Raw genomic sequence first — 12957 nt, forward strand, 5'->3', positions numbered from 1 at the left:
GGCGCTCGAAGGCAACTTGACACGTCGGGCAACTCAGGGATATTCTTCCATTATTCCGAAATCGTGCGAACGCCCCTCTCTCCACGCGCCGCGCTCTTGCCGGTCAGGCAGTTCGCCATGATCCGCACCGCGGCGCCGATCTCGTTCTCGCGCCAGGCGGCGAAGCCGAGCAACAGGCCGTGGTCGCGCGGCCGCCCCAGCGCGAGGCTCGACAGTGCGCGCACCTCGACGCCGGCGACCACCAGGCGCGTCACAGCATCCCGGTCCGCACGGCCATCCTTGAAACGGGCAATCAGCTGCATGCCGCCCGGCGGCACCTCGGCGGTGAGCACCTCGCCGAGCTGCCGCGCCAGCGCCGCCGCGAGGTGGTCGCGGCGCGCGCGATAGATCCGCCGCATCCGCCTGACATGCGCCAGGAAATACCCGTCGGCCATGAAGCTGGCCAGCGCCTCCTGGACATGCACGGAGGCGATCAGCCCGAGATGCCGCTGCGCGATCTCCATCGTCCGCGCCAGTGATGGCGGCACCACCAGATAGCCGATGCGGATATCGGCGGTCATCGCCTTGGCGAAGGTGCCGAGATAGAGCACGCGTCCCTCGCGATCGAGCCCCTGCAGCGCCGGCATCGGCCGGCTGTCATAGTGAAACTCGCCGTCGTAATCGTCCTCGACGATCCAGGTCTTGCCGGGCTCGGCGGAAGCCAACAGCTCGGTGCGGCGTGCGACCGGCATCACGCGCCCTGTAGGGTGCTGATGTGACGGGGTCGCGAAGATAAGCTTCGGCGCGCGCGTCGCGCGCATCCGCATCATGCCCCATTGATCGAGCCTGACACCGACGACGTCGGCACCGGCGGCACGAAACGCCGCCGCCGCTCCGGGATAGCCGGGATCCTCGGTCCAGACCGCATCGCCGGCGACGATGGTGGTCGCGGCGATCAGCGTCAGCGCCGCCTGCGCCGTCGGCAGGATCAGGATCTGATCGGCCTCGGCGCGCACGCCGCGGCTGACTTCGAGATAATCGCACAAGGCTTCGCGCAGGCTCGACCGGTTGACCACGGTCTGGTCATTGAAGCGGCGGCGCAATGCGCTGCGACGCAGGCAGCGCGCCCAGATCTCGTGCGGAAACTCGCGCGCATCCGCAAGCCCGGGACGGAGCGGCCGGAAATCCGCCTGGTAGGACAGCGGCCAATCGCTATCGGAGAGCTGCAAGGCCCAGGGCGACAGCAACGGTTTGCGGGCGGCATCACGGCGTGGCGCAGGCAGAGCCTTGGCGAAGCGCGCCTCGATGTCGTCGGTCACAACCGGCCGCCGCCGCGCCGCGACCCGTAGATACCCTTCGGCGACGAGCTGCTCATAGGCATGCGTTACGGTGTTGCGCGCCACGTCGAGCTCGGCCGCAAGGCTGCGGCTCGACGGCAGCATGGCGCCGCTCCTGATCCGGCCGCTCGCCATCAGCGCGCGCAGCTGCTGGGTCAACTGCGCGGCCAGCCCGGCGTCGTCCGATCGCTTCAGCGCGAGCAATTCGGCGAGGATCAATCTGGCTCCCTCATTCTACAAAATCTGGCCCTTTCGAGAGAGCCAGCATGATCCTATTCACAAGCGGTATCGCCCGCAAGGATTCTGCCGTGAACCGGTCCCTCTCCCCCGCCAGGGCCGCCGCCCTATTCATCGTCGTGGTGCTGGCCTGGGGCATCAACTGGTCGGTCACGAAATCGCTGGTCGAGGCGGTGCCGCCGCTGTGGACCGCCTCGATCCGCAGCTGGGTCGCCCTGATCGCCCTGCTGGTCATCCTGCGCGCCAGCGGCAATTTGATCATTCCGCGGATCGCCGATGTCCCGGTCGTGCTCAGCGTGGCGCTGCTGCACATGACGTTCTTCTCGACGCTGGTCGCCGCCGGCCTGCGCTATCTCCCGGCCAGCAAAGGCGTCGTGCTCGGCTACACCACGCCGCTCTGGGTCGCGCTCGCAGCAGGCGCCGCGCGGACGGAACGGCTCGGGACATTGAAGCTGATTGGCGTCGCCTCCGGTCTCGCCGGCCTCTGCGTGATCCTCAACCCGGCGTCGCTGGACTGGAGCAATCTGCATGTCCTCGCCGGCGCCGGCATGATCATCATCGCCGCAATCTGCTGGGCCGCGAACATCATCTATATCCGCTCGCACCGCTGGATCGCGACGCCGCTGCAGCTGTTGCTGTGGCAGGTGCTGGTCGCGACGCTGGTGCTGACGACGTCGGCGCTGGTCACCGAAGGCGTGCCCGAGGTGACCTGGTCGCCACACCTCCTGCTGCTGTTTCTCTATTCCGGCTTCATCGGCACGGCGCTGGCCTATTGGGCGATGTCCGTTGTCAACAAGAGCCTGCCGGCGCTGACCACCTCGCTCGGCACCACGGCAACGCCGATCGTCGGCATCGTGACCGCGGCACTCTTGCTCGGCGAGCCGATCGATCTTTCGCTGGCGATCGCCGCGGCGCTGATCGTCGGCGGCATCGCGCTGAGTTCGCTCGCGGACGCGCCGTCGCGTGCGTAATTAGCACTACTTTGGCAGATTGTTGATTTTGCCGCGTTTTATAGGATTCCCGAATCAATTTTTCAATGATTCATGGGTGGTCGGCTCTTGGAGGGCTGACCATGCCGAGATGGGAAGACGAACTCGAACGCTGGCTAATGCCGTTCTTGGACCGGCTGGGTCATAAGACCCGGCAGCGGATGTGTCCTCTGTATGTTGCGGGATTGATCGGTCCGGGCGATCGCAAGAGCGTTCAGCCGATGGCGGAACGCCTTGCCACGAGCAACTACGACCAGTTGCACCATTTCATTGCGGACGGTGTCTGGGATGCGACGCCGCTGGAGACGGAGCTGCTCAACCAGGCGGACCGACTTGTCGGCGGCAGGGATGCGATGCTGGTTATCGATGACACCTCACTTCCCAAGAAGGGTGAGCGATCGGTCGGTGTTGCGGCTCAATACGCGTCGGCTCTCGGTAAAACCGCAAATTGCCAAACGCTGGTGTCTTTAACGCTTGCACGCGGCGAAGTGCCAGTGATGGTCGCGTTACGTCTCTTTCTGCCTGACAGCTGGACAAGCGACATGTCTCGTTTGAAGCGCGCTCGCGTGCCAGTCGAACACCGAACGCCACGGTCCAAGCCGGAGATCGCTTTGGCCGAGATTGACCGCGCGATGGCAGCCAACATGCGCTTTGGATGTGTGCTGGCGGATGCAGGATACGGCCTCAGCGCACCGTTTCGACAAGGGCTAACAGAGCGCGGGCTGACCTGGGCTGTCGGTATCCCTCGGCACCAGAAAGTGTATCCGGTCGATGTGAAGCTCATTTGGCCGATCACCAAAGTCCGTGGCAAACCACGAAAGCACCACGTGCCCGATATCTTATCGATTGCGGCCGAACAAATGCTGGCCAGCGCCAAATGGAAAACCCTGAGTTGGCGTAGCGGGACGAAAGGTCGGCTCAAAGCTCGATTTGCTGCTCTCCGTGTCCGCACCGCCGACGGCCCTCCGCAGCGAATATGGGATAAAGGTCAGCAGCATCTGCCAGGCGACGAAGCCTGGCTCATTGGTGAGCAACGTGCCTCCGGGGAGAAGAAATACTATCTCGCCAATCTTCCGGCGGCGACGGATCTGCGCACGCTGGCCGCCACCATCAAGGCACGGTGGATTTGTGAGCAGGCGCATCAACAGCTGAAGGAGGAGCTTGGACTTGATCACTTCGAAGGGCGGTCATGGCAAGGTCTTCATCGCCACGCCTTGATGACAATGATTGCCTACGCCTTCCTGCAACATCGTCGCCTCGCATACGCGGGGCGGAAAAAAAAGAATCAACGGGCCTCCGCCTCAGCCAACCATGCCAGCCGTACGTCACGCCATCGTCGATCTCATCCTTCGGCCGCCGCCTCAGCAGTGCCCATATTGCCGAAAGGAAATCCCTGAAAAACAGCGGCGAAAACACAATCTGCCAAAGTAGTGTTAGGGCCTGTACTCATAGATTCGTCACGTCCGCTTCGGTCTCGGAAGCTGACGTCGAAACCGACGCGCTGCATGTCGGCCTTGGGCCGATTTTGTTGCAAAAGTCGGTTGAGTGAGGCCTCGAACGATGATTCCGTTGTGTTGACGCGATTCTCGGCGAGGTCGATCCATGATGGGCCGTCTGAAGAGTGACCAAGGTCAACTGTTCTACGAGTTTCGTCTTGGCGATGCGGTCCCCGAAGATCATTTGGTGCGGACGATCGATGCTGCTCTCGATCTGTCGTGGCTTCGCGGCGAGCTTGCGTCCCATTATGCGTCCATGGGTCGTCCGTCGATCGACCCTGAACTGATGATCCGGATGCTGGTGGTGGGGTATGTCTTTGCGATCCGCTCGGAGCGATTGATCTGCCGCGAAGTACAGGTGAACCTCGCCTATCGCTGGTTCTGCAGGCTTGGCATCGAAGATGCTATTCCCGACCATTCAGCGTTCTCGCGTGCCCGCAACGAGCGTTTCCGCGAGGGAGATGTTTTTCGCCATGTGTTTGAGCGGGTCGTCGAGGCGTGTATTGCGGCCGGTCTGGTTGGTGGTGAAGGCTTTGCAGTTGATGCGAGCCTGATTGCGGCCGACGCCAACAAGCGGCGCTCGATCGCGGGTCAGGATTGGCGCAGGGATCGCGATCCGGCGAGGTCCAGCCGCGCCGTGAAGGAGTATCTGGCGACTCTCGAAGACACGGCATGGGGTGCCGCTACGGAGGTTGTGCCGAAGTTCGTCTCGCCATCCGATCCCGCGGCGCAGTGGACCGGCGCACACAAAGGGGCGGCATTCTTCGCCTACTCTGACAACTATCTCATCGACATGAAGTTCGGCGTCATCTTGGACGTCGAGGCGTCTCGTGCCATTCGGCAAGCCGAAGTCGGTACCGCAAAGACAATGATCGAACGAACAGAGGAACGTTTTGGCCTCAAGCCGGAGCGGCTCGCGGCCGATACCGCTTATGGATCGGCGCCGATGCTGAACTGGCTGGTAGAGAAGGACATCGCGCCACACATTCCGGTCATCGACAAGTCAAAGCGCGAGGATGGCACCTTCTCGCGCAACGACTTTCGATATGATCCGGCCGGCGACGTCTACCACTGCCCAGGCGGAAAGCGGCTCGGGACAAGCGGCACAGCACACGAGGGCAAGACGCTCTTGTACCGCGCAAGCAAGCTCGACTGCGATGTTTGCCCGCTCAAACCGCAGTGCTGCCCAAAGGAGCCCTCACGCAAGATCCCGCGCGACGTCCATGAGCGCGCCCGAGACGTTGCACGCTCCTTCGCTGGCACCGAGGCCTTTGAACAGTCGCGACGTGAGCGAAAGAAGATTGAGATGCGGTTCGCACACCTGAAGCGCATCCTGAGGCTCGGCCGACTGCGACTGCGTGGCCCACGAGGCGCCCAGGATGAGTTTGTTCTGGCCGCCATCGCTCAGAACCTACGGCGGCTCGCGAGCCTGGTCGCGCGGCCGCCACCGGCACACACGGTGTACACCGCGTAGAGTTGCGTAGAGAGCGTCAGGGCCGGCAAACCAAAGCCGGTCGTCCTTGGCGAGATGGCCGAACAATCCATCGCGAGCAGCCGACTTTTGCAACAAAATCGGGCCAGAAGCAGCCATAACGGCTTGTAGCAGACCGCGATCGTTTCCGCGCATTGCACTAGCGAGGTTTGACGCGTGTTTCTGAGAGGTGCTTGTCCCAATGTGGGTGGATTTGGCCGTCTGCTGTTGGCAGGTATTGGACCCATTCGGCTAGTATGCCTCTCGGGTCGATATCTCTGTTCGACACGACGTAGTCAATCTCGCTTCGCGTCGTGCCAATATCCATTAGCTCGCGGTCCGTCAGGCGGCATAATTCCGTCTGCAGCCTCCGGCGTTTGCGCCACATCTGAAATGCCTGCCAGTAGGCTTCGAGCGGACTATAGACCGGCTGGTTAGTCGTTGCTGGATGCTGAAACTTGGTGATCTCGTGGACCGTGCTCATTGCGGTACGTCCTGTCTGCTTTTTCACAGGATGAACATGCCGTACGGTGAGCCACCGCGCCTGACATCCGGCTTACATTTTCCTTACCTCCGGCTTATTCTTTGCCCCCGAACAGCGTTAAAGCCTGAAAATAGAGGGCCGCCTAAGGGATCCTGAGATGCGCTATTTCTTCGAGGAGTACGCATTCGATACTGACCGTCGCGAGCTACATCGCGGGACGATCCCTGTTCCCATCGCGCCACAGGTCTTCGATCTACTCCAATATTTGATCCGGCACAGAGAGCGCGTCGTTAGCAAGGACGATCTCATCAGCGCCGTTTGGAATGGACGCATCGTCTCTGATGCCGCGCTGACAACCCGCCTGAATGCCGCTCGGGCCGCGATCGGTGACGATGGTGATAAGCAGCGCCTAATCAAAACATTGCCGCGCAAAGGCTTCCGCTTCGTTGGCGCAGTGCACGAAGGGCGGAAGCTCTCAACTGCGTCGGTCAGTTCGGCGGTGCAGAACGACGGCGCGGTGCAAAGGCCGGCATCACCGCCTCGTCTTTCCATTGTTGTGTTGCCATTTGCTAACCTCAGCGACGACCCGGACCAAGACTACTTCGTCGATGGTGTGACGGAAAGCCTCACTACGGATTTGTCGCGGATCAGCGGCTCCTTGGTGATCGGGCGACACACCGCATTCACCTACAAGGGCAAAGCGGCTGACCTCAAGCAAATCGGTCGCGAGTTGAACATCCGGTATGTGCTAGAAGGCTCCGTACAGCGCCACGAAAGCCGACTTCGCGTCAACGTGCAGCTGATAGACGCTGAAACCGGCACGCATTTATGGGCGGACCGCTTTGACAAACCCGTCGCCGATCTGTTCGATATGCAAGACGAGATCATATCTAGGCTAGCTAACTCCTTGGACGCGCAGCTCGTCGCAGCCGAGGCCATGAGAGCACAACGTTCGGCGCATCCCAATTCAATGGAGTTGTACTTCCAGGGCAGAGCTAAGCTCAATATGGGCTTGACTTCCGAATATATCTTGCAGGCGCGCCACTTTTTCGAGCGCGCCCTGACGCTTGATCCCGGCAATATCGAAGCGCGTCTGGGCTTAGCGCATGTTGATGGCACTGTTGGTGCCGGCTACATGACCGACAATCGGATGAAGTACCTTACCGTGGCAGAAGTGGCCGTTATGCATGTCCTGACCCTCGCGCCGAGCCACCCCTTGGCTCACTTACATTTGGGAACAGCAAAAATTTTCACGAACCGCGTGTCCGAGGGCATTGATGAACTACAACACGCTTTGGGGCTGGACCGAAATCTGGCCCATGCGCACGGGTTAATCGGTCAAGCCAAGATTTTCCTCGGTCGCGGCGGGGAGACTGAGGCGCATGTCCTAGAGGCACTCCGCCTGTCTCCCCGCGACATTCATGCCTTCATGTGGATGCAGTATGTCGGCTTCGCTAAGTTGCAACTTAGTGCCGACAAGGAAGCCGTCTGTTGGCTCCGCAGGAGCATCGACGCCAACCGAAATTATCCGTTTGCGCATCTTGGGCTCGCCGCTGCCCTAGCACTGCTTGGAGCACTCGATGACGCGCGGGCCGCCGCGCAAGCAGGCCTCGCGCTTCAACCTAATTTCAGCATCCGCCGCTTCCGCGCTAGCCCGTCGACCGATAATCCAGCTTATCTCGCCAAACGTGAGCGCATTTATGAGGGCATGCGATTGGCAGGAGTACCGGAGGGGTAATGTCGCAGATGGGTCATAAGCCGCCGATAACTACCGAACCGGGCAACTTCCGCTTTATGACGGGAAGCCGACGGTTATGAGTACACGCCTAGGCCGTCGCAAGCGGCCTGACCCGCAAGCTCCCGCGCAGGCCGGCGCCGGTGCCGAGCATGATGCCGGCGATCGCGATGAGGGACGACAGCGACAGCGTCGACAATCCGGTCAGCCCCTGCCCGACCGAGCAGCCGAACGCCATCACGCCGCCCGCGCCCATCAATGCGGCGCCGCTCGCCGAGCGCAGCATATGCTGTGGCGACCGGTAGCCTTCGAGCTGGAAGCGCCCGGTGGCGATGGCCGTGATCAGGCTGCCGGCGAACACGCCGAACACGGTGACGATGCCGAAATTGAGCGTCGAGCCGGTCGACAGCATGACGTATTGCAGGGCGTCGGCGATCGGCGCGATGAAGGTCAGCGACGTCACCGGCACCGGATTGAAATCATCGGCGCCGAGATAGCCGGTCGCGTACCAGCCCCCCGCCACCAGCAGGCCGACGATCAAGCCGGCCGCGATCTGGCCCGGCGACTTGCGGAATGGCGCATGGGCAAAGGCGAAGATGATCAGGACGGCTGCGAGAACCGAGGCCGCCACCATCCGCGCTGGCACCGCGCCGAGGCCGATGTCCGCCAATAGCGCCGGCACCGAATTGGCTGACACCGTGGCCTGTGACGCCTGCACCATCGCGATCCGCCCCGGGGCGATCAGGCCCTTCAGCGTCATCTCGGCGAAAATGCCGAGCACGATCACGACCACGAAGGAGCGCAGATTGCCGCGCCCGAGCAGCACCAGTGCCCGCGAACCGCAGCCATTCGACAGCACCATGCCGTAGCCGAACAGCAGCCCGCCGAGGAACATCACCGGCGCCGAGAAGGACGGCTGCAGATAGATCGACTTGCCGAGATCGACGAGGCCTGCCGCCGCCAACAGCTGCGAGGCCGCGATCGCGACGCCCATCGCCAGCGCATAGGTGCGCGCCAGGCGGCCGTCGCCCTCCGCCCACCAGCCGCGCAGGCCGCTCATCATGCAGAAGCCGCTGAGCAGCCCGACCGAGCCATAGATCAGGCCGATGATCAGGGCGGCGATGATGACGATCGTGGCGGGGTCCATAATAGTCCTTCAATTACGTTCGTCATTGCGAGCCAACCGGTCGGCGCGAAGCGCCGCCGGATGACAGGCTCCGCGAAGCAATCCATACTATCACACTGGAGAGAATGGATTGCTTCGTCGCTTCGCTCCTCGCAATGACGGTGAACTAGGGTCGCAAAATCACGCGGTCGCGCGACGAGCCTGCCACGGCAACAAACGCCGCCTTGGCCTGTTCCAGCGGATAGATCGCGCTCGGCTTGATCGGGAATGGCTTCAGATGTCCGCCGGCAAAGCCCGGCGCGAGCTCGCGCAACACCTCGCCGGTCGCAACCGACGACAGCGCAAGCGTGTCGATGCCGACATAGGTATGCTGGCCGCGGTAGAATTCGAGGATGTTGAACTGCACGATGCGGTCGACCGCCGCGATCAGGATCTGGCGGCCGCGCAGCGCCAGCGACTTGTGCGCGGCCTGGAAATAGGGATCGCCGACCGTGTTGTAGACGATGTCGGCGCCCTTGCCGCCGGTCAGCTCGCGCACGCGAGCGGCGACGTCGGTGGTCGAGGCGTCGATCACCTCGACCGGCGAATTGCTGTGGCCTTTATAAGGCTCGCTCTTGCGCACCACGCCGATCACGCGCGCACCGTGCCAGCTCGCGATCTGCACCGCGGCCTGACCAACCTTGCCGTTGACGCCCATCACCAGCACGGTCTCGCCCGCCTTCGGCAGGCCGGCGCGGCGCAGGCCTTCCATCGCGGTGACGAAGGGCACGCCGATCCCGGCGGCTTCGTCCCAGGAGATGCCGGCGGGCTTTTCCACCACGGCATCGCGCTCGACCACCAGATGCGTGGCATGGGTGCCGTCGCGGCGGATGCCGAGGTCGCCGGACGAGCCGAACACGTCGCGCCCGATGAATTCAGCGGGACCATCGATTACGACACCGGCGTAGTCGCGGCCCGAGGTACGCGGGAATATGGCATAGGGCATCAGCCCGGTCGCGGCCTTGACGTCGGACGGATTGACCGCGGCGGCCCTCACCTCGATGAGCAGATCGTCCGCCCCGCGCGACAACGCAAGGGTCTCGACCACTGGCGCCACCGCCGCCGCGTTCTCCGCCTTCGTCAGCAGACGCACGCAGCGGGCGTCGACAGGATGACGGTTTGCTTGCGGGGCCGGCGGCATCAGCGTTCCAGTCCTGGTCATGAAGCGCGCTGTTGAAGCGCGCGGATGGTGGCGGCCAAGTGGCCTCCGGTCATGACTAATCGACTGACCGATCAATTCAAGGGGCTTGTTGCGGCCGGCGGTGTCAGAGCTTCGGCGGCGGGGCCGTGCCCAGGATCGCCTCGATCGACAGGCCGAGCCCGAGCAGCCTGGCATCGCTTCCGACCGGACCGTCGAGCTCGAGCCCAACCGGCAGGCCATCGGACGTCATGCCGGCATAGAGCGACAGCCCGGGAAGGCCGGCATTGCTGCCGGGATCGGTGTTGCGGATCATGGTGCCGAAGGTCGGCACCGGCGCGCCGCCATTGACCGACATCTCGCCGGACCCGGTCTTTTCGTCGATCAGCGGCGCGGGCGCGACCGTGGTCGGAAACAGGATGGCGTCCAGCCTGTTGTTCCTGATGTAGGTGGCATAGATCGCCTGCAGCGCCGGCCGCTGCACGTTGATTGCATCATCATAGGCGGCGCCGAACGCGTCCGTAGTGATGGCACCGAATGCGCCGACGACATCAGGACTGGCGACGCCGGCCGCGATGTCGGACAGCGTGATCCCCTCGATCCCTGAAGCGGCAAGCCAGGCCGGGATATCGGCGATCGGTTCGTGCAGCGCGACCACGAAGGACACCTTGCCGTTCTGCTCAAACAGATCGGGCATATCGACATCGACCAACACCGCGCCGGCCGCCGAGAGCCGGGCGCAGGCTGCGCGGGCGACGGCTTCGACATCGCGATCGAGGCCGCTCCAGAAGCAGGCGGGAATGCCGAGACGCACGCCGCGTAGCGGGATGCTCGTTGCCAGCGGCGTGCCTGTCATCACGGCATCGAGCAGCGCGACATCGGCGACCGTGCGTCCCATCGGGCCGACGGTGTCGCGGGTATGGCTGATCGGAACCACCTGGTTGTCGTCGTGATAACGCCGCTCGGCGCCGCCATTGCCGACCGAAGGCCGACGGTCCCGGTCAGCGCGGCGGGCACGCGGGTCGAGCCGCCGGTGTCCGATCCGAGGCCACAGGTGGCGATGCGCGCGGCGATCGCCGCCGACGTTCCGCCGGACGACCCGCCCGGGATCCGGCTCGTGTCGTACGGATTCCGCACCGGTCCTGTGAACGGTGCGAGATTGGTACTGGTGATGCCGAAGGCAAGCTCGTGCAGATTGGTCTTGCCGATGACGACGGCACCCGCATCGAGCAGCTTTTGCAGCGACGGCGCGTTGCGCGCAGGCCGCGCGTGTTGCAGCGCCGGCGTGCCGCCCGATGTCGGCAGATCTGATGTGTTGATATTGTCCTTCACGACGATCGGAAGCCCGGCCAGCACTCCGGTCCGCGTCCCGGCATCGACCTCGCGCGCCGCAGCAAGCGCGCCGTCGCGGTTCAGCACGATGAAGGCGTTGAGGTGCTTGAGCCGCTCCGCACGATCGAGCGCGGCCTCGACGACACTGACCGCCGTTACCTTGCCGGCGCGGATATCAGCCAGGATCCCCGCAGCGGTCGTTTCATTGGTGTCGGCCATACCCTGCGCCCTGTTGAATTGCAGGGATTAGGCTATTCTTTCGGCCGCTTGTCGTAAACTCGTTTCGCCTTGCCGAGCGAACGCTCCAGCGTCTCGGGCGCAACGACGCGGACGCGGGTCGAGATGCCGATCGTGTTCTTGATGAAGGCGGAGACCTTCTCGGCGTGAACAACCAGCCCTTCGCCATCCCAGCTCTCGGGCCGGGCTTCGGCGAGCACCGTCATCTCATCCATGCGGCCCTCACGGGTCAGCTCGATGACAAAATGACCGCCGCACCAGTCGGTCGCCAGCAGCGCTTCCTCGATCTGGGTCGGGAACACATTGACGCCGCGCAGGATGATCATGTCGTCGGAGCGGCCGGTCACCTTCTCCATTCGCCGCATGCCGGGCCGCGCCGTGCCGGGCAACAGCCGCGTCAGATCGCGGGTGCGGTAGCGGATGATCGGGAAGGCTTCCTTGGTCAGCGAGGTGAACACCAGCTCGCCCTTCTCGCCGTCGGGCAGCACCTCGCCGGTCAGGGGATCGATCACCTCCGGATAGAAGTGGTCCTCCCAGATGTGCAGGCCGTCCTTGGTCTCCACGCATTCCTGCGCGACGCCGGGACCGATCACCTCCGACAAGCCATAGATGTCAGTGGCGTCCATGTCGAACGCCTGCTCGATCTCGACTCGCATCGCGTTGGTCCAGGGTTCGGCACCGAAGATGCCGAACTTCAGCGACGATTTGCGCGGATCGAGGCCCTGCCGCTTGAACTCGTCGAGGATCGCCAGCATGTAGCTCGGCGTCACCGTGATGATGTCGGGCCGGAAGTCGTTGATGAGCTGCACCTGCCGCTCGGTCATGCCGCCGGAGATCGGGATCACCGTGCAGCCGAGCCGCTCGGCGCCGTAATGCGCGCCGAGGCCGCCGGTGAACAGGCCGTAGCCATAGGCGTTGTGCATCAGCATGCCGGTGCGGCCGCCGGCGGCGCGGATCGAGCGCGCCATCACATCCGCCCAGGTGTCGATGTCGGCCCTGGTGTAGCCGACCACGATCGGCTTGCCGGTCGTGCCCGAGGAGGCATGGACCCGCACCAATTGCTCGCGCGGCACCGCGAACATATTGAAGGGATAATTGTCGCGCAGATCGGTCTTCACCGTGAACGGAAATTTGGCGAGATCGGGCAGCTGCCTGAAATCGGACGGATGCACGCCGGCGGCATCGAACGCTTTCCTGTAGTGCGCGACATTGTCATAGGCATGCTTGAGCGACCAGGCCAGCCGCCTGGTCTGCAGCGCCATGATCTCGTCGCGCGAGGCGCGCTCGGCCGCATCGAGCTCGGCGTGATAACCGCTGTCCTTGACCTTGAGCTTTGCCGTTGCCATCGACGTTTCCC

Annotated in this window: 11 protein-coding genes; 4 read left to right on the forward strand and 7 right to left on the reverse strand. The window is 63.4% G+C overall.

From position 1 onward, the window contains the following. Positions 1-50: 50 nt before the first annotated feature. Complete coding sequence (gene pdxR / locus ACVIYL_RS40555; protein WP_456781217.1) at positions 51-1535, reverse strand: MocR-like pyridoxine biosynthesis transcription factor PdxR; 1485 nt, start codon at positions 1533-1535, stop codon at positions 51-53. A 47-nt stretch (positions 1536-1582) separates the two neighbouring features. On the opposite strand from pdxR, the gene ACVIYL_RS40560 reads away from it, so the two are divergent. From ACVIYL_RS40560 to ACVIYL_RS40570, 3 genes are all read left to right on the forward strand, one after another. After that, positions 1583-2524: a DMT family transporter gene (locus ACVIYL_RS40560; RefSeq protein ID WP_092083273.1), complete on the forward strand. Its 942-nt coding sequence runs from the start codon at positions 1583-1585 to the stop codon at positions 2522-2524. Positions 2525-2589: 65 nt separating this feature from the next. Continuing rightward, entirely contained in the window at positions 2590-3939 is a 1350-nt protein-coding gene (locus ACVIYL_RS40565; protein ID WP_225648232.1) for an IS701 family transposase, read from the forward strand. 205 nt (positions 3940-4144) lie between these two features. Continuing rightward, positions 4145-5512, forward strand: coding sequence for an IS1182 family transposase (locus ACVIYL_RS40570; protein ID WP_310883540.1), 1368 nt, complete (start codon positions 4145-4147; stop codon positions 5510-5512). Positions 5513-5669: 157 nt separating this feature from the next. On the opposite strand, the gene ACVIYL_RS40575 is transcribed toward ACVIYL_RS40570, so the two are convergent. Next, complete coding sequence (locus ACVIYL_RS40575; RefSeq protein WP_256558770.1) at positions 5670-5993, reverse strand: DUF1127 domain-containing protein; 324 nt, start codon at positions 5991-5993, stop codon at positions 5670-5672. 157 nt (positions 5994-6150) lie between these two features. Between ACVIYL_RS40575 and ACVIYL_RS40580 the strand changes: the two genes are divergently transcribed. Next, positions 6151-7731 carry a winged helix-turn-helix domain-containing tetratricopeptide repeat protein gene (locus ACVIYL_RS40580; protein WP_253609645.1) on the forward strand — a complete coding sequence of 527 codons (1581 nt, stop codon included), beginning with the start codon at positions 6151-6153 and terminating at the stop codon, positions 7729-7731. Positions 7732-7819: 88 nt separating this feature from the next. Here the strand turns inward: ACVIYL_RS40580 and ACVIYL_RS40585 are convergent, their stop codons facing one another. The 5 genes from ACVIYL_RS40585 to paaK form a co-directional block, all read right to left on the reverse strand. Further along, positions 7820-8875 carry a YeeE/YedE family protein gene (locus ACVIYL_RS40585; protein WP_456781218.1) on the reverse strand — a complete coding sequence of 352 codons (1056 nt, stop codon included), beginning with the start codon at positions 8873-8875 and terminating at the stop codon, positions 7820-7822. Positions 8876-9020: 145 nt separating this feature from the next. Next, on the reverse strand, positions 9021-10055 hold the full coding sequence (locus ACVIYL_RS40590; RefSeq protein WP_456781219.1) for a quinone oxidoreductase family protein: 1035 nt from the start codon (positions 10053-10055) through the stop codon (positions 9021-9023). A 103-nt stretch (positions 10056-10158) separates the two neighbouring features. Beyond that, a complete protein-coding gene (locus tag ACVIYL_RS40595; protein ID WP_456781220.1) occupies positions 10159-10968 on the reverse strand; it encodes an amidase family protein in 810 nt (269 codons plus the stop codon). Next, positions 10887-11582, reverse strand: a complete 696-nt coding sequence (locus tag ACVIYL_RS40600) for an amidase family protein (protein WP_456781221.1) — start codon at positions 11580-11582, stop codon at positions 10887-10889. Before ACVIYL_RS40600 ends, ACVIYL_RS40595 begins: the two co-directional genes overlap by 82 nt. A gap of 32 nt (positions 11583-11614) precedes the next feature. Then, positions 11615-12946, reverse strand: a complete 1332-nt coding sequence (paaK, locus tag ACVIYL_RS40605; protein ID WP_456781222.1) for a phenylacetate--CoA ligase PaaK — start codon at positions 12944-12946, stop codon at positions 11615-11617. Positions 12947-12957 lie beyond the last annotated feature (11 nt).

Source organism: Bradyrhizobium sp. USDA 3315, assembly GCF_054056795.1.